The following is a 17,857-nucleotide window of genomic DNA, read 5'->3' as shown; positions in this document are numbered from 1 at the left end:
CGCAACGGGGTGATGGGGCGTGATGTGCGGATAACGCCGGGGTGTGGCCGCCGTGCTACAGACCAGTGGCGGAGGGGGGCACACCGGTCGCCTCGATCGCTATTGCGAATCCTTATCATCATCATTAAGCGCGCTCCGTCATCAACTGGGGGACCGCACCATGAAGCCCATCATTCTCGCCGGCACGGCGTTCATCGCGCTGAGCGCATCGCCCGTCCGGGCGGCTGCGGGCCCGGAGGGCGGTGGCGTGCGGGCGAGCGACGAAGTGGCAGCAGAACCGCAGCACGATATCCTGATCGAGGGGCGCGTCGACCGGACGTCGGCCGGTACCAAGACCGACACGCCGCTGATCGAGGTGCCGCAGCCGCTGACCGTCATCCCCGAAGACGTCTATCTGGCGCAGGGGGCGATCAACATCGCCGACACCGTCCGCTATGCCGCCGGCGTCAACGCCGATGCCTATGGGCGGGATACCCGCGTCGACACCTTCACCGTCCGCGGGGTCGATGCGCTCCAGTTCCGCGACGGCATGCGCGACATCTTCAGCTTCTACGCCAGCATCGCGTCCGACCCCTATAACTTTTCCCGCGTGGAGGTGGTGCGCGGCCCTGCGTCCGTGCTGTTCGGGCAGGGTTCGATCGGGGGCATCGTCAACCTGGTGTCGAAGACGCCGCTGTTCACCAACAGTGCCGACGTCAACCTCGTCTATGGCAGCTACGATCGCAAGGAAGTGCTGGCCGATCTGAACGGCCGGCTGGGCGACACGCTCGCCGCGCGGATCGTCGCGCGGGTGCGCGATGCCGATACCTATGTCGATCACGTACCCGACGACCGCGTGATGATCGCGCCGTCGATCACCTGGCGGCCGGGGGCGAGCACCGACGTGACGCTGCTGGGCCTGTACCAGGACGACAAGACGGGCTCGACCTCGAACTTCCTGCCCGTCATCGGGACGCTGCGCCCCAATCGCGACAACCCGCCGCTGCCGCGTTACCTGTTCGTCGGCAAGCCGGGATACGACCGTTACGACGGGCGGCTGCTGCAAGGGTCGGGGATGGTCACCCACCGCTTCACCGACGACCTGAAGATCAGCCTGAAGGCGCGCTACATCGACAGCGACCTCGATTATTTCACGCACTACACGAACAGCTACGGCAATCCGACCGACCCGTATGTGGCGGGCAGCAACGGGCGCCTGATCCCGCTGATCGCCGGGTCGTCGGTCGCGCGGCTCAATGTCTTTTCCACCGACAACAACGTTCAGTGGCGCTTCTACACCGGCGCGGCGGTGGAGCATGTGCTGCTGGCCGGCGTCGACTACAGCTGGAACCAGGTGCGCAAGAGCGACAATTACGATTACTCGCAGGTCATCGACCTGTACGACATCGATTATGCGTCGATCGTCGAGCCGAAGTTGGTCGCCCCGTTCACCCGCGACACGCAGAAGCAGCTCGGCCTGTACGTGCAGGACCAGATCAGGATGTGGGACCGCGTCTCGGTGGTGCTGGGCGCGCGGCGCGACCGGGTGCGGGGAACCAGCCTGGACATCAATAGCGGCACGACCACGCGCACGACCGACAGCGCCACCACCTATCGCGCCGGCATCATCGGCGAGGTGGGGGCGGGCGTGTCGCCGTTCTTCAGTTATACCGAAAGCTTCCAGCCGATCGCCGGCCGCACCACCGCGGGCGACCCCTTCCGTCCGCAGACCGGCCATCAATTCGAAGGCGGCGTGAAGTGGCAGCCCGATCGCGCGACGTTGGTCACGCTCACCGGCTTCCGCATCAAGGAACGCAACCGCCCGGTGGCCGATCCCGCCAACCCGATGGGTCAGATCCAGGCGGGGGAACTGGTCACCAAGGGGTTCGAGCTGGAGGCGACGCGCACGCTGCCGGGCCATTACGATTTGTCGCTGGCCTATGGCTTCAACGACGTGACCGGCGATACCGGCGAGATCGGCTATCTTTCGCGCCACACCGCCTCGGCGTGGGCGACGAAGACGATCCCCGGCGACTGGGCGACGCTGCGGCTGGGGGCGGGCGTGCGCTATCTGGGGCAGCAATCGTCGGGCAATGCCTTCTGGACGCTCGTCACCCCGGCGCGCACGATGGTCGATGCGCTGGTCGAGATGGAGCGCGACAGCTGGCGGTTGCGGCTTAACGCCACCAACCTGTTCGACAATCGCGGCTATGCGACGTGCCTTACCCGCGGCGACTGTTTCGTATCGGCGCCGCGCAACGTGATGCTGTCGCTCGGCTATCGCCTGTAACGGCGGCCGGTCGAACCGCGCCACGCTGGACCTTCGCGCGCCGATCGCGTTGTAGCGGTCGGCGGGTGGAGACGAGCGGACATGCGGTGGCGACGGCGTAATCTGGCTTCGATGAGCGCGGACGTGGGCGACGGGCTGGCGCCCGGCGTGGAGGCGATCGCCGCCGCGCCCACCGGGGGCAGCGCGCACGGCTATCGCGTCACCGCGCTGGTCGTCGCGTCGGCGCTGTTCATGCAGCAGCTTGACGGTACGGTGCTGACCGTCGCGCTGCCGACAATGGCGCATGATTTGGGCCGCCCGGCGACCAGCCTCAGCCTGGCGCTCACCAGCTACCTGCTGGCGCTGGCATTGTTCATCCCCGCGAGCGGGACGCTGGCCGATCGCTTCGGGTCGCGCAGCATCTTCTGCGCGGCGATCGGCATCTTCCTGATCGGCTCGGTCGCGTGCGCACAGGCGACGTCGCTGCCGATGCTGGTCGTCGCGCGCTTCGTACAGGGGATCGGCGGGGCGATGATGGTGCCGGTCGGGCGCCTCGTCCTGCTGCGCAGCGTCGCCCGGGAGGACATGGTCAGGGCGCTGTCGTGGCTGGTGATGCCGGCGCTCGCCGGACCGATCCTCGGCCCCCCGCTGGGCGGGTTCATCGTCACCTGGCTCGACTGGCGCTGGATATTCTACCTCAACCTGCCGATCGGCATTCTGGGCATGGTGGGGGCGTGGCTGCTGGTGCCCGAGGTACGCGGCGATGTGCGCGCGCGGTTCGACCTGTCCGGCTTTTTCCTGTCGGGCGCGGCGCTGGGGTGCCTGCTGTTCGGGCTGGAACTGGCGAGCCGGCCGGGCACCGGGCGCGTGGCGATCGCACTGCTGGTCGTGGGGGCGGTGTTCGCCGTCCTCTATATCCGCCACGCCCGGCGGGTCAGCGACCCGATCCTGGACCCGTCGCTGATGCGCATCCCGACGTTCCGCCTGTCGGTGATCGCCGGTTCGCTGACGCGCATCACGCAGGGGGCGCAGCCGTTCCTGCTGCCGTTGATGTTCCAGATCGGCTTCGGCCTGTCCGCCGCGCGGACCGGGACGATCACGATGGCGGGCGCGGTCGGCGCGCTGGCGATGAAGACGCTGGCGCCGCGCGTGCTGCGCCGCTGGGGCTTTCGCCGCAGCCTGATCGTATCGGGGGTCGCCAGCAGCGCCGGCTATGCCGTCTGCGCGTTCTTCCGCCCCGACTGGCCGACCGCGGCGATCATCGTGGTGCTGGGCGTCGCGGGGTTCTTCACCTCGTTCCAGTTCACCGGCTACAATGCGGTCGCCTATGCCGACATCGACAAGGAACGGATGAGCGCGGCGACCAGCTTCTACGCCACGTTCCAGCAGCTGACGCTGTCGCTGGGCATCTGCATCGCCGCGACGGTGCTGGAACTGGGAACGTTGGCAGAAGGGCAGGGCGGGCCGGGGTTGCGCACCTTCTCGCTGGCGTTCCTGACGGTTGCGGCGATTTCCCTGTCGGCGGTGGTGTGGAACCGGCGCTTCGATGCGGCGGCGGGCGCCGAGATGAGCGGGCATCGCCCCTGACACGCAGGCGCCCCGGTTGCGCGCCGCGCCGATTTCTGGTTCGGCGATGTGCGGTAACGCCGTGTCCCGACAAGGAGGAATGTGCGTGAGCGACGTGTTCGAAGCCCCCGCCGCGACCCGCGCCGCCGCCAGCGACGGTCGCCAGTTCCCGGTGCGCCGCGTGTTCTGCATCGGGCGCAATTATGCCGCCCACGCGCGCGAAATGGGCAGCGACCCGGATCGCGACCCGCCGTTCTTCTTCACCAAATGGGCCGAGGCGGTCGTGCCGTCCGGCACGACGATCGCCTATCCCCCCGAAACCGCCGATTTCCATTACGAGGCCGAGCTGGTCGTCGCGATCGGCAAGGGCGGGCGCAACATCGCGGCGGGCGACGCGGCCGCGCACATCTTCGGCTATGCCGCCGGCCTCGACATGACGCGCCGCGATCTCCAGCAGGCCGCGAAGGAGAAGGGGCGGCCGTGGGACACCGCCAAGAACGTCGAGCAATCGGCGCCGCTGGGCGTGATCCACCCCCGCACCGCGGTAATGGCCGCCGGCGCGATCGCGCTGACCGTCAATGGCGAGGTCCGGCAGCAGGGCGACATTGCCGACATGATCTGGCCGGTCGACGACGTGATCGCCTATGTCTCGCGCTTCTACCGGCTGGAGCCGGGCGATCTCATCTACACCGGCACGCCGTCGGGCGTCGGCGCGGTGGCGGAAGGCGATGAGATCGTCGTCACGATCGACGGCCTGTCGCCGTGCACGGTGCGGATCGGCGCGCCGGCCAGGGACTGATCGACATGCGCCTGCACGGCTATTTCCGATCGACCGCCTCCTATCGCGTGCGCATCGCGCTCAACCTGAAGGGGCTGGCGTACGAACAGGCGTTCGTGCAGCTACGCGAGGGGGAGCAGCGCGCCCCGGCGTTCTTGGCGCGCAACCCGCAGGGGCTGGTGCCGGCGCTGGAGCTGGACGACGGCACGGTGCTGACCCAGTCGCTCGCGATCTGCGACTATCTGGACGAACTGCATCCGCAGCCGCCGCTGTTGCCGCGCGATGCCGCACAGCGCGCGCGGGTGCGCGCCGTCGCGCAGGTGATCGCGTGCGACACCCATCCGGTGCAGAACCTGAAGGTGCTCGACCGGCTGCGCGCGCTCGGCCTGGCCGAGGAACAGGTGACGGGATGGGCGCGCACCACGATCGCGGAGGGGCTGGACGCCTGCGACCGGCTGATCGCGGGCGACGGCGGACGCTATTGCTTCGGCGAGGCGGTGACGCTGGCCGACATCTTCCTGGTGCCGCAATTGTTCAACGCGCGCCGATTCGGAGTCGAGTTGCGCTGGCCGCGGCTGGTGCAGGTCGAGGAGGCGTGCCTGGCGCTGCCCGCCTTCGCGCAGGCGGTGCCCGAGCGGCAGCCCGACGCGCCCTAGGGATGCGATAACCAGGGCGCGTCCGGCGAGCGCCGCGACGCATATCGGTTTTCGCCTCGTCCTGCGCGACCGGCGGGGTCAGGACGGCGGTGTCATCCGGCGCAGCCGGTCGAGGAACCGGTCGGTGCCGGCACGGCGGCGTCCGGGGTTCGCCATCGCCACCAGCCGCGTGCGCACCGTCCATTCCGCGACCGCCCGGCGCACCACGCTGGCGCAGGGCGGCACGAACCAGCCGAGGTCGATCGCGGCGATGCCAAGCCGCGCGCCCTGCCGCAGAACCGCGCGGGCATCCCCCTCGGGAAGGGTGCGCGCCTCGGCACCGGCGTCGATGATCGCCTTCCCCACGCTTTCGGCGATCGCGACGCCGTGCGAGCGGTCGATCATCGCGATCGCGCGTCCGCGCAGCGCGGCGGCCGGGAGCACGTCGGCTCCGCATGCCAGCTGGTCGTCGTGCGGCAGTTGCAGCGTGACGGCGCGCTCCGCGACTACCCAGCTGGGCGCCGCATCGGCGCGCGCGGGCGCGTCGTCGGGCGGGACCAGTTGCAGCGTGATCGCGACGTCGATGTCGCCACGGTCCAGATCGTCGCGCAGCTGCTCGGCGCTGCGGCGCATGACGCGCAGCGGCACGTCAGGCTCTTCGGCGACGAAATCGTCGATGATGCGGTTCCGCTCCGCGATCTCGGCGGTGTAGTGCGCGGTGCCGACGCGCAGCTGGTTGTTGCGGATATCGCGCGCGGCGTTGTTCGCCCATTCGGTTTCCCTGACCAGCCGCCGCGAGCGGTCGAGGAACAGCCGTCCCTCGATCGTCAGCGACACCTTTCGGCTGGTACGGTCGAGCAGGCGGAAGCCCAGCCGCCGCTCGAACTCCTTCAGCTGCGCCGACAGCGCCGGCTGGCTGATATTAAGCATCGCCGCGGCGCGGCTGAACGAGCCCGTTTCGGCGATCGCGATGAAGGCGCGGTGCGGGCGGGCATCCAGATCCATAACGCGATCCATAAGAATATCCGATCGTCGATCAAGGAATCCGATATTGGACACGCCCGGTCCGATCGCCGATCCTCCGCCGCCACGGGAGAGGCGGGCAATGATCGCACTGGATTTCACGGGCCGGCGCGTGCTGGTGGTCGGAGGGTCGAGCGGGATCGGCAACGGGATCGCGCAGGGCTTTCGCGCGGCCGGCGCGGACGTGCACGTCTGGGGAACCCGCGCCGCCGCGGCCGATTACGACGGGGAGGACGGCTCCGATCTGACCGGCCTCCACTATTCCTGCGTCGACGTCGGCGATCGCGATGCAATCGACGGCTGGGCCGCGCCGTTCGCCACGCTGGACGTGCTGGTCCAGTCGCAGGGCACCGTCGTCTATAAGCGCGGCGAATTCGAACGGGCCGGCTGGGACCGGGTGATGGCTGTCAACCTCGACAGTCTGATGGCGGTCGCCGGGAACTTCCGCGCGATGCTGTCTGCCGGGGGCGGGGGTGCGATGATCGTCGTCAGCTCGATCTCCGGCTTCCAGGCCAATATCGGCAACCCGGCCTATAGCGCGTCCAAGGCCGGGGCGATCAGCCTGACGAAAGTGCTGGGCAAGGCTTGGGCACGCGAGGGCATCCGCGTCAACGGTATCGCCCCCGGACTGGTCGCGACCAAGCTGACCGCGGTCACCACCGGCGATCCGCAGCGAAAGGCCGCGGCGCTCGCCGCCATTCCCGACGGTCGGGAGGGGACGCCGCAGGACATGGCGCATGCCGCGCTGTTTCTCGCATCGCCGCTGGCGGGCTATGTCACCGGGCATACGCTGGTGGTGGACGGCGGGCTGAGCCTGGCATGACGGCGCCGCTGACCCACGACCGCGAGGCCTGGGCCGAGGTGATCGACCTGGCCGCGCTGTCGCGCTGGATGGACGGGCGGGCGCTGGGCGCCGGCGCGACGATCGAGCGGGTCGAGACGCTGGGCGGGGGGACCCAGAACATCCTGCTGCGCTTCACGCGCGCTGGCCGCGATTACGTCCTGCGTCGCCCGCCGCGCCGCCCGCGCGCGGAAAGCGACGCGGTGATGCGCCGCGAGATGACGGTGCTGTCCGCGCTGGCGGGCACCGACGTGCCGCATCCCGGCTTCATCGCGGGGGAGGCGGACCCGGCGGTGCTGGGCACGGCCTTCTACCTGATGGAGCCGGTCGAGGGGTTCAACGCGACGGTCGCGCTGCCGCCGCTCCACGCCGGCAGCGCCGCGATCCGGCGCGGCATGGGGGAAGCGATCGTCGACGGCGCCGTCGCGCTGTCGCGCATCGACCCGGCCGCGGCGGGGCTGAACGATCTGGGCAAGCTGGACGGGTGGATCGAGCGGCAGGCGTCGCGCTGGCGCGCGCAGCTGGACAGCTATACGCAGTTCGACGGCTGGCCGGGGCTGGCCGCGCTGCCGCAGGTCGAGCCGATCTGCCGCTGGCTCGACGCGCACCGCCCGGCGGCGATGCAGCCGGGGCTCATCCACGGCGACTATCACCTCGCCAATGTCATGTACCGCCCCGACGGGCCGCAACTGGCCGCGATCGTCGATTGGGAACTGGCGAGCCGCGGCGACCCGTTGCTCGATCTGGGATGGCTGACCGCGACCTGGCACGACCCGGACGAGCACACGCATCGCGTGGCGGTAACGCCATGGGACGGGTTCCCGACGCTGGGCGAGGTGGTCGACCGCTACCTTTCCGCCACGGGGCGCAGCGCGCAGGACGCGCGCTGGTATGCCGTGCTGGCCCCGTTCAAGCTGGGCGCGATCCTGGAGGGCAGCCATGCGCGCGCGCTCGCCGGGCTGACGCCGCCGGCGATCGGCGATCAGCTCCACAGCCATGCCGTTGCGCTGTTCGATCGCGCGCTGCGCCGCATCGACCGGCCGATCGTCTGAAAGGACCGACCATGAACTTCGACTATACCGACAAGACCCGCGATCTGATCGCCCGCGTCGAGGCGTTCATGGCGGCGCATGTCTATCCCGCTGAGCGCGAGCGGCATGAATTCGTCATCGACCAGAACAACCTGTGGCAGGAATGGCCGGGCTTGGAGCCGCTGAAGGCGCGGGCGAAGGCGGAGGGGTTGTGGAACCTGTTCCTGCCGCACGAATACGGCCATTGGTCGCCGGGGCTGACCAACCTGGAGTACGCGCCGCTGGCGGAGATCATGGGGCGGGTGCCGTGGTCGAGCGAGGTGTTCAACTGCTCCGCTCCCGATACCGGCAACATGGAGGTGCTGGCCAAATACGGCAGCCCCGAACAGCAGCAGAGCTGGCTGAAGCCGTTGCTGGCGGGGGAAATCCGCTCCGCCTATGTGATGACCGAGCCGCAGGTCGCGTCATCGGACGCGACCAACCTGGAAATGTCGATCACCGCCGATGGCGAGGATTACGTCATCAACGGGCGCAAATGGTGGATTTCGAACTTCATGCACCCGCAGTGCACGGTGCTGCTGGTGATGGGGAAGACCGATTTCGATGCCCCCCGCCACCTGCAGCATTCGACGATCATCGTGCCGAAGGACACGCCGGGCGTCACGGTGGTGCGCCATCAGCGCGTGTTCGGCAGCCTGAATTCGCCGGGCGGCGAATGCGAGCTGCGCTTCAACGATGTGCGCGTTCCGCGCGAAAACCTGATCCTGGGCGAGGGCCGCGGGTTCGAGATCGCGCAGGGGCGGCTGGGACCGGGGCGCATCCACCATTGCATGCGCTCGATCGGGCAGGCGCAGCGCGCGCTGGAGATCATGGCGCGCCGCGTCGAGAACCGCGTCGCGTTCGGGCGCAAGCTGTCCGACCAATCCTCGATCCGCCAGGATGTCGCGCGCAGTTTCTGCGAAGTGGAGATGGCGCGGTTGCTGACGCTGAAGGCGGCCGACCGGATGGACCGGTTCGGCAACAAGGACGCCCGGGACCTGATCGCCGCGATCAAGGTGATCGCGCCGCAGATGGCGCAGACCGTCGCCGACCGCGCGATCCAGAGCCACGGCGGCATGGGGGTGAGCGACGACACGCCGGTCGCGGAATTCTTCACGCTCAACCGCTTCCTGCGGCTGGCGGACGGGCCGGACGAGGTGCACATGAGCCAGCTCGGCAAGCAGAAGATCACCGAATACAATGCGATGAACGCCTATTGAGGGCGGTGCTCCTGCGGTCGTCGCACCGTCCATGGGCCTTTCCCGCGCGATGCCGCGTTAGGGGCGGCGGAGGTGCCGATGACCGAGGAAGACGAACGCTGGATGCGCCGCGCGATCGCGATCGCGACGTCCAAGGGGGCCGACCCGTCCACCGCGCCGCTGGGGTCGGTGATCGTGCTGGACGGACGCGAGATTGCGGGCGAGCGCAATCAGACCGAGGAACTGCCCGACGCGACCGCGCATGCCGAGATGATGGCGATCCGCCGCGCGTGCGAGGGGATCGGCGAGCTGGAGCTGCGCGGGGCGACGCTCTATTCCACGCTCCAGCCGTGCGGGATGTGCACGATGGCGTCGATCTGGTCGAAGGTCGGGCGCGTCGTCTACGGCGCGGGGCGCGACGACGTGCACGAAATGTATTTCGAGGCGCGGCACGTCGATACGCTGTCGTTCATCGCGGATGCGTATCGCGACGATATCGTGATCGAGGGCGGGTGCCTGCGCGAGGAATGCGCGCGGCTTTATTACCCGCCCGACGCGGACCTGCCGCGCGAGGAGCAGGCGAACCTGTAAGGGTGGCCGCGACCATCGCGGGCGGGCCACCCCGAAACGTGCGTCAGCGCAGCTTCAGCGCGCGCAGCACCTTGGCCCAGCTGACATATTTGAAGTTCTGCGTGGCGGGCGCATTGTCACCGTCCTGCGCGATGAACAGTCCGGCGGGATAGTCGGGGCCGAAATTGCCGAGCGCCAGTTCGATGCCGTCGGTGTCGCTGGTCCCGTCGATCGCGCCGCCGCCGATGCGGAAACGGCCGGCATAGGTGACGCCGGGCAGGCGATAGAGCGTATAGGCGTTGTCGCCTTGGCTCGACACCACCAGATAGCCGCCGGTGCGCCCGCGCGGGGCGAGCGCCAGCCCCTCCGCATCGGCGACCAGCGTGCGCCCGTCGACCTGCGCGATCGCGGTCGCGGTGGTCGGGGCGGCGGGGTCGGCGGCGAAGCGCCACAGGCCGACGTCCTCCTCCGCGACGTAAAGCAGCCCGGTGCGGTCGTCGACGACGCAGCCCTCGGCCTGCGTACCCAGCTTCATCGAGCGGACGGTGGTAACCTTGGGCGTCGGTGCGGCCAGGTCGATCGCGACCTGGTCGATCCGCCCGTCCTTCATCACCACGAAGCCGAACAGTGCGCCGTCCGTCGCACGGCGCCACAGGCACATGCCATAGGCCTCGCCCGCGCCGGAGGGATAGCGGCCCATCGGCACCAGCCGCGCGGCGGCGGTGTCGAGCGTGAACAGCGCGACATGCCCCTGCGTCACGTCCGCGCGGTCGCTGGCGGCGACGATCACCCGCCCGCCCAGATCGCGCAGATCGACGTTGTTAAGCCGCGCCGCGGCGGTGAACGACACGCGCTTGCCGGTCAGGTCGTAGACGTGGATGCCGGCTTTCTTGTCGGTGCCGATCACCAGGCTTTTCGCCGGATCGCGCGGGTTGCGCCAGATCGCGGGATCGTCCGCCGCATCCGCCGCGGTATCGACCGGATCGGTCTCCGCGCTGGCGGCGACGGTCGGGACCGCGGGCGTGGCGACGGGGGGAACCGTCGCGCACGCCGTCAGCGCGAGCGTGGAGGCGAGGAGCGCGACCCTCACAGCTTCACCCGCACGCCGCCGAAGATTGTGTAGCCGAACTTCTCATATTCATAGACGCGCTGCCGCTCGCCGAAATAGCGCACGCCGGCGGTGTTGGTCAGGTTCTTGCCCTCGACGAACAGGTTCAGTTCCTTGGTCAGCTGGAAGCTGCCCGTCGCGTCGAGTTGCCCGCGGCCCTCCCAATAGAGGTCGAGCCGCGCGTCGTCGGCGTTGATCTCGTCCAGGTAATCGCTGCGCTTGGTATAGGCGACGCGCAGGTTCACCGGGCCGCGTTCGTAGAATAGCGAGGCGTTCCACATATGCTTCGACTGGCCGGGCAGGCGGAAGCGGGTGCGCCCGCCGAACGGCGCGTCGAAGCGCGCATCGCCGTCGGTATAGGTGTAGTTGGCGAAGACGCCGAACCCGCCCAGCATCCCCGGCAGGAACGACAGCTGCTGCTGCCAGTTCACCTCGACACCGTACAGCTTGCCCTCGCGCGCGTTGACCGGGCGGCTGAGGATCGCGCCGGCGACGCCGTTGTAGGTGCCGGTGCCGTTCACATTGTAGCGATAGTCGGTCAGATCCTTGTAAAAGCCGTTGACCGCGATGATGCCGAGCGGGCGGATGTAATATTCCAGCCCCGCATCGACGTTGTTCGACAGCGTCGGGCGCAGATCGGGGTTGCCGAATTCGACGCGGATCGTGCTGCCCTCGGTCGTTTCGAGGACGCGGGGTGCGATCTGCGGGAAGTTCGGGCGATTGATCGCGCGGGTCAGCGCAACGCGCCCGATCAGGTTGGGGGTGAACGCTTGGCGCAGCGTCAGATTGGGGAAGAAATCGGTGTAGTTGTTGTCGCCGCGCGCGGTGGTGATCGCGCCGTTGCGCGCGACGCTGGGCGCCTCGCTGCGGAAATCGGTGACCTCGACGCGCAGGCCCGCGATCAGCGTGGTGTCGCCGAACTGGAACTTGCCCATGCCGAACATGCCCAGAATCTTTTCCGTCGCGCGATAGTCGGCGGTCACCGACTGCGGCAGGCGGCGCTGCGACGCGGCCTTGGTTGCGTCGAAATAGGCGTCGGCCAGCCCGGTGTCGAACCGCTTACCCAGGTCATAGTCGAAATTGCGCGAATCCTCGTCCGACAGCATCCCGGCGAGCGTCCGGGTCGGCGCAGCGGAGGACCGCTGGTCGCGCAACCGCTCCTCGTCCGCGGTGATGTTGCGCGCGCGATACTTGCCACCGGCCGACAGGGTCGCGGTGCCGCTGCCGAGCGGCTGCGGAATGTCCATGCGGATCTGTGCGGTGAATTCGTCGTTCAGCGTGGTGTTCGACCGGTAGGTGTTCTCGCGGAAGCCGTAGGTGCCGGTCTGGAGATGCTCCTTGCTGGTGAACAGCGAATAGGTCGGCAGATCGCTGTCGCGCCCGAAATCGTAGGACAGCGTCGGGCGCAGCGTGGAGCGGAACAGCAGCTCGTCACGGCGCGGATAGGTCTGCGACGTTTCGCTGTAGGCGACGTCGGCGCGCACCTGGCCTTCGCCCAGCTGCTGCTCGATCCCGCCGGTGACGGTCTTGATCTCGTTCACCTGCACGCGGTGGCGCACCTGCTTTTCGATGCGGGTGTTGGCCCAGGTCGCGGCGGTGTCGGTTGATCCGGCGACCGGCGCGGCATTGCCCGCGTTCCAGGTGATGCCGATGCGGTCGCGGAACTCGTTATCCTCGAACCGGGCGTAGGTGCCGCGCACCCAGGTGCGCGTGGCGTCGGTGGGACGCCATTCGAACGCGGCGGTGCCGGCGATCCGCTCGCGCTTGGTATCGTAATCCTTGAACAGCGTTTCGGTGACACGCGGGCCGGACCCAAGGATCGACCAGGTGTTCTCGACATTGTCGGGGCGGCGGTGCGTGCGCGAATAGCTGCCCGACACGAGCACGCCGAACTGCCGATCCGCACCGAAGCGATCGCTGACCGCACCCGATGCGCGATAGTCGCTGCCCTTGCCGAACTGGTTGTAGCTGGCACCGGCCATGCCGGTCAGCGCGAACCCCTTGCGATCGAAGGGCGAGCGCGTGCTGATGTTGACCGCGCCCGCGATCGAATCGGCATCCTGGCTGGGGACCAGCGACTTGGTGACCTCCAGGTTCGCGACGATGTCCGACGGCAGCGTATCCAGATCGACCGCGCGGGTGGTGGGATCGACCGACGGGATCTGCACGCCGTCGACCGAGATCGCCGACCATTCCGACGGCGCGCCGCGAACATTGATGTAGCGGCCCTCGCCCTGGTCGCGCTCGATCCCGACGCCGGGCGCGCGCTGCAGCGCCTCGGCGATGTTGGGATCGGGGAAGCGGCCGATCGCGTCGGCGGAGATGATCGTGACGGTATTGTCGGCCTGTCGCTGCTGGTTGAGCGCGCGGGCGGTATTGTCGAGCAGCGAGGCGCCGACGACGACGATGTCGCCGGCATTGTCGCTGGCGCCGGGCATCGTCACTTCGACGTCGCGGGCGCGCTGTTCCGGGGTGACGGTGATCGAGAAGGGCGGGCGACCGAGATAGTCGACCAGCAGCGTCACCGCGCTGCTGGCATCGGGGGTCGCGATGGTGAAGCTGCCCTGCAGGTCGGTGGTCGCCTGCGCGCCGCTGCCCTCCACCACGATGCGCGCGCCCGGCAGCGCGACGCCCGTCACGTCGTAGACATGGCCCGACACGCTCGGGCCGGCGACCGCCTCGACCGTGGCCGAAGGGGCGGCGTCGGCGCTCGCGTGCGCGGGCTGGGCGGCGACGGCAAGGGCGATGAGCGAGACACCCGCGATCGCGCGGGCGCCGTGACGGGCGTGGTGCATGTTGTTCCCCCAAAGAACGCTGTCGGGGCGCCTGATGGCGCTGCCCGGTGTGCGCCGCATGGCGTGTTTTCATGACGTGACGGGGGAAGTTTGGTGACGGTTGCGTTACAATCCCGGCCGCGGCGCTCCGGCAACAGCGGCGGTTTCCGGCATTGCGGCTAGATACAGTGCCAGCCCCACGCCCGCGATCGCCGCCAGCACCAGGAAGGCCAGGTCGTATCCGCCAGCGACGATCAACCGGCCCGCCAGCGACGCGCTGATCGCGCCGCCCAGCCCCTGTACGGTGGCGACGGCGCCTTGCGCGACGTTAAACCGCCCGCTGCCGCGCGTCAGCGCTGCGACCACCACCGGGAACAGCGCGCCGAAGATGCCGGCGCCGACCCCGTCGAGCAACTGCACCGCCAGCAGCCACGGCGCGGCGTCGGACACGGTATAGAGCAGGCCGCGTGCGGCGAGGATCGCGAAGCCGGCTAAGAAGATCGGCTTGTGCCCCCAGCGATCGGCATGGCGGCCCACGACGATCGCGACCGGGACCATCACCAGCTGTGCGCCGACAATGCATGCCGACATCAGCGACGTGGCGGTGCCCGCGCCGACGCGATGCGCAAGCAACTGGCCCACCGACGGCAGCATCGCGGCATTGGCGAGGTGGAAGGTGAAGGCGGCGGCCGCGAACACCGCCAGCCCGCGCGTATGGCGCAGCACATGCCACATCGATTGCGGGGGGGCGTCGCAGGGTTCCTCGTCGTCGTCGGCGCACAGGCCGCGCGCGACGTCATGGTCGATGCGGTCGCCGGGAATGGCCAGCGTCGCGCCGATCGAGGCGACCGCCAGCAGCGCCATCAGCCAGAACACCACCTGCGGCCCGAAACGCCACGCCAGCAGCCCGGCGAGCGCGGCGGACACCGCATTGCCGCCGTGATTGAACGCCTCGTTCCGGCCGACCCGCGCGGTGAATGCACGTGCGCCGACCAGCCCCAGCGTGATGCCGGTGATCGCGGGGGCGAAGGCGGCGCCGGCGACCGCGGCCAGCGCCTGCGTCGCGGCGACCGCGGTGAAACCGGTGACGAACGGCAGCGCTAGCGACGCGGCGGTGACCAGGATCGCGGCGACCACCAGCAGCGCGCGCTTGGCGCGCAGCCGGTCGACCAGCGCCCCCGCCGGCGCGGTGGCGAGCAGTCCGGCGAGTCCGGCGATGGTCATCACCATGCCGGTCGTCGCCTCGTTCCAACCATGCGTCGGCCCGCGCACCGAGGTGAGGTAGATCGCCAGATACGGCCCCAGCCCGTCACGCACGTCCGCCAGGAAGAAATTGACCCAGTCGAGCGCACGGTCGCCGGGGGTTCGGGCAGGTGGGGCCAAGGCATTTCTCCGGCACGGCGGCGGCGGCCACGTTAACGTCGGTTAGCGGCAAAGGTGTCCCGGCGACCGGTTGCGCGCGCGGCGGGGGCGTGTCGCGCACGAATCGTGCGATTTTGCGGGTTCGCGTCGCGCCGCAACTGGGTTAACGCGGGTCATCATGTCGAACGCACCGCGCACGTTGTACGAGAAGGTCTGGGACGCCCATGTCGTGGAGCGTCGCGACGACGGCTCCTGCCTGATCTATATCGACCGTCATCTGGTTCATGAAGTCACCAGCCCGCAGGCGTTCGAGGGCCTGCGCAGTGCCGGCCGCCGCGTGCGGCGCCCCGACCTGACGCTGGCGGTGCCCGATCACAACCTGCCGACGACCGCGCGCGTCGATGCCGAGGGGCGCGAACTGCCGATCGCCGACCGCGAAAGCGCGGAGCAGCTGGGCGCGCTGCGTGCCAATGTCGCGGAATTCGGCGTCCCCTATATCGACGCGCTGTCGGCGAAGCAGGGGATCGTCCATGTCGTGGGGCCGGAACAGGGTTTCACCCTGCCGGGCACGACGATGGTGTGCGGCGACAGCCATACGTCGGCGCATGGCGCGCTGGGCGCGCTGGCGTTCGGGATCGGCACCAGCGAGGTCGAGCACGTACTTGCCACGCAGACGCTGATCCTGTCGCCGTCGAAGACGATGGAGGTGCGCGTCGACGGCACGCTGGGCTTCGGCGTCAGCGCCAAGGACGTCGTGCTGGCGATCATCGGGAGGATCGGCGCGGCGGGCGGCACCGGCCATGTCATCGAATTCACCGGCGAGGTGATCCGCAACCTGTCGATCGAGGGACGGCTGACGATCGCCAACATGTCGATCGAAGGTGGCGCGCGCGCGGGAATGATCGCGCCGGACGAGAACACCTTCGCGTATCTGAAGGGCCGGCCGATGGCGCCGCAAGGCGCGGACTGGGACCGCGCGGTCGAATGGTGGCGGACGCTGCCCAGCGACGCGGGTGCCCGCTATGACAAGACGGTCGTGCTGGACGCGGCCAATATCGCACCGGTGCTGACCTGGGGCACCAGCCCGGAGGACGTCGTGCCGATCACCGGCGTGGTCCCGGCGCCGGACAGCTTCGCCGATCCGTCGAAGCAGGAGGCGGCGCGCAAGTCGCTGGATTACATGGGGCTGGCGCCGGGGATGCGGATGCAGGACGTGCCCGTCCAGCACGTCTTCATCGGCAGCTGCACCAACAGCCGGATCGAGGATCTGCGCGCCGCCGCCAGCGTCGCCGACGGGCGCCGCGTCGCCGCCGGGGTGCGTGCGATGGTGGTGCCCGGATCGGGGCTGGTGAAGCGCCAGGCGGAGGCCGAGGGGCTGGACCGCATCTTCACCGCCGCGGGATTCGAATGGCGCGAGCCGGGCTGTTCGATGTGCCTGGCGATGAACCCGGACAAGGTGCCGGCGGGGGAGCGGTGCGCGTCGACCAGCAACCGCAATTTCGTCGGCCGGCAGGGACCGGGTGCACGCACCCACCTGCTGTCGCCCGCGATGGCGGCGGCGGCGGCGGTGACCGGGCGGCTGGCCGACGTGCGCGAGTTGATGGATCGTTGAGCGACACGACAGAACAGAGGGAGACGTCGCGATGAAGAAGGTGCTGGTATTCCTGATCGCCGGTTCGGTGCTGAGCGGCGTGGCGGCCTATGCCGCGATCGCCAAGCCGACCTTCCCGGCCACGCGCCCGACGCGCTGACGCCGATGCAGCCGGTCAGCGAGGTTTCGGGCACGGCCTATCCGTGGGGGGCGAAGAACGTCGATACCGACGTCATCATCCCCGCGCACTGGCTGAAGACGATCAAGCGTTCGGGGCTGGGCCGCGGCGCGTTCGAGACGGTGCGCGCACAGCCGGGCAACATCTTCGACGATCCCGCCTATGCCGGGGCGCCGATCCTGATCGCGGGCGACAATTTCGGCTGCGGCTCCAGTCGCGAACATGCCGCCTGGGCGCTGGCCGACATGGGCATCCGCGCGGTGATCGCGCCGAGCTTCTCGGACATCTTTTCGGGCAATGCGTTCAAGAACGGCATCGTCCCGGTCGTCCTGCCACAGGAGGCGGTCGACCGGCTGCTGCAGGTGGCGAAGGACCAGCCGGTCACCGTCGACCTGGAGACGATGACGGTGACCACCCCGTTTCAGGACCGCTTCGCCTTCGAACTCGACCCGTTTCGCCGCCGTTGCCTGATGGAGGGGCTGGACGAAGTCGGCCTGACGCTGGCAAAGGATACCGTGATTTCGAAATTCGAGGAGCGGCTCGATCACGAGCGGCCCTGGATCAAGGGAGAGAGCGGATATGCGGGCGTTGCTGTCGAGGGCACCGGGCGGACCTGAAACTCTGGAGATCGGCGACCTGCCCGAACCCGTCGCGGCGGCGGGCGAGGTGCTGGTGTCGGTCAAGGCCTGCGCGATCAACTATCCCGACGTGCTGGTGATCGAGGACAAATACCAGTTCAAGCCGCCGCGCCCGTTCGCGCCGGGCGGCGAGTTTTCCGGCGTGGTCGAGAGCGTGGGCGAGGGCGTGACCGCGTTCAGCCCCGGCGACCGCGTGATGGGCAATACCGGCATGGGCGGGCTGGTCGAGCGGCTGGTCGCCAAGGCGGACAACATCTACCCGATCCCCGACGAGCG

15 protein-coding genes are annotated in these 17,857 nt (G+C 69.1%); 11 read left to right on the top strand and 4 right to left on the bottom strand.

The annotated features are described in order from the left end of the window. The first annotated feature begins 160 nt into the window (after positions 1-160). The 4 genes from AX685_RS19315 to maiA all read left to right on the top strand — a co-directional run bounded on the left by AX685_RS19315 (position 161) and on the right by maiA (position 5,248). Entirely contained in the window at positions 161-2,269 is a 2,109-nt protein-coding gene (locus tag AX685_RS19315; RefSeq protein WP_066491657.1) for a TonB-dependent siderophore receptor, read from the top strand. Positions 2,270-2,350: 81 nt separating this feature from the next. Continuing rightward, the gene (locus AX685_RS19310) at positions 2,351-3,835 is read left to right on the top strand and encodes a DHA2 family efflux MFS transporter permease subunit (protein ID WP_156445943.1); all 1,485 of its coding nucleotides are present in this window, start codon (positions 2,351-2,353) and stop codon (positions 3,833-3,835) included. Positions 3,836-3,914: 79 nt separating this feature from the next. Continuing rightward, positions 3,915-4,613: a fumarylacetoacetate hydrolase family protein gene (locus AX685_RS19305; protein ID WP_066491655.1), complete on the top strand. Its 699-nt coding sequence runs from the start codon at positions 3,915-3,917 to the stop codon at positions 4,611-4,613. 5 nt (positions 4,614-4,618) lie between these two features. After that, a complete protein-coding gene (gene maiA / locus AX685_RS19300) occupies positions 4,619-5,248 on the top strand; it encodes a maleylacetoacetate isomerase (protein ID WP_066491710.1) in 630 nt (209 codons plus the stop codon). A 78-nt stretch (positions 5,249-5,326) separates the two neighbouring features. Here maiA and AX685_RS19295 read toward each other — a convergent pair whose 3' ends face one another. Beyond that, on the bottom strand, positions 5,327-6,232 hold the full coding sequence (locus AX685_RS19295; protein ID WP_066491647.1) for a LysR family transcriptional regulator: 906 nt from the start codon (positions 6,230-6,232) through the stop codon (positions 5,327-5,329). A gap of 100 nt (positions 6,233-6,332) precedes the next feature. On the opposite strand from AX685_RS19295, the gene AX685_RS19290 reads away from it, so the two are divergent. From AX685_RS19290 to AX685_RS19275, 4 genes are all read left to right on the top strand, one after another. Beyond that, complete coding sequence (locus tag AX685_RS19290) at positions 6,333-7,073, top strand: SDR family NAD(P)-dependent oxidoreductase (RefSeq protein WP_066491646.1); 741 nt, start codon at positions 6,333-6,335, stop codon at positions 7,071-7,073. Further along, complete coding sequence (locus tag AX685_RS19285) at positions 7,070-8,143, top strand: phosphotransferase family protein (RefSeq protein ID WP_066491644.1); 1,074 nt, start codon at positions 7,070-7,072, stop codon at positions 8,141-8,143. Before AX685_RS19290 ends, AX685_RS19285 begins: the two co-directional genes overlap by 4 nt. Before the next feature lie 11 nt (positions 8,144-8,154). After that, entirely contained in the window at positions 8,155-9,381 is a 1,227-nt protein-coding gene (locus AX685_RS19280) for an acyl-CoA dehydrogenase family protein (protein ID WP_066491642.1), read from the top strand. 78 nt (positions 9,382-9,459) lie between these two features. Then, a complete protein-coding gene (locus AX685_RS19275; protein WP_066491639.1) occupies positions 9,460-9,951 on the top strand; it encodes a nucleoside deaminase in 492 nt (163 codons plus the stop codon). Between the two features lie 43 nt (positions 9,952-9,994). Here AX685_RS19275 and AX685_RS19270 read toward each other — a convergent pair whose 3' ends face one another. From AX685_RS19270 to AX685_RS19260, 3 genes are all read right to left on the bottom strand, one after another. Beyond that, on the bottom strand, positions 9,995-11,020 hold the full coding sequence (locus AX685_RS19270; RefSeq protein ID WP_066491637.1) for a phytase: 1,026 nt from the start codon (positions 11,018-11,020) through the stop codon (positions 9,995-9,997). Then, the gene (locus AX685_RS19265) at positions 11,017-13,833 is read right to left on the bottom strand and encodes a TonB-dependent receptor (RefSeq protein ID WP_082741099.1); all 2,817 of its coding nucleotides are present in this window, start codon (positions 13,831-13,833) and stop codon (positions 11,017-11,019) included. Before AX685_RS19265 ends, AX685_RS19270 begins: the two co-directional genes overlap by 4 nt. A 105-nt stretch (positions 13,834-13,938) precedes the next feature. Continuing rightward, a complete protein-coding gene (locus AX685_RS19260) occupies positions 13,939-15,195 on the bottom strand; it encodes an MFS transporter (protein WP_066491635.1) in 1,257 nt (418 codons plus the stop codon). 157 nt (positions 15,196-15,352) lie between these two features. On the opposite strand from AX685_RS19260, the gene leuC reads away from it, so the two are divergent. The 3 genes from leuC to AX685_RS19245 form a co-directional block, all read left to right on the top strand. Further along, complete coding sequence (gene leuC / locus AX685_RS19255; RefSeq protein ID WP_066491626.1) at positions 15,353-16,786, top strand: 3-isopropylmalate dehydratase large subunit; 1,434 nt, start codon at positions 15,353-15,355, stop codon at positions 16,784-16,786. Between the two features lie 144 nt (positions 16,787-16,930). Then, positions 16,931-17,560 carry a 3-isopropylmalate dehydratase small subunit gene (gene leuD, locus AX685_RS19250; RefSeq protein WP_066491624.1) on the top strand — a complete coding sequence of 210 codons (630 nt, stop codon included), beginning with the start codon at positions 16,931-16,933 and terminating at the stop codon, positions 17,558-17,560. After that, the coding region (locus AX685_RS19245) for an alcohol dehydrogenase catalytic domain-containing protein (RefSeq protein WP_156445942.1) at positions 17,523-17,857 on the top strand (335 nt) is incomplete at its 3' end. The genes leuD and AX685_RS19245, both read left to right, overlap by 38 nt.

Origin of the sequence: Sphingomonas sp. CCH9-F2, assembly GCF_001556735.1 — a bacterium.
In the GTDB taxonomy this organism is placed as follows: domain Bacteria; phylum Pseudomonadota; class Alphaproteobacteria; order Sphingomonadales; family Sphingomonadaceae; genus Sphingomonas; species Sphingomonas ginsenosidimutans.
This window is presented reverse-complemented; position numbering and strand designations above follow the sequence as displayed.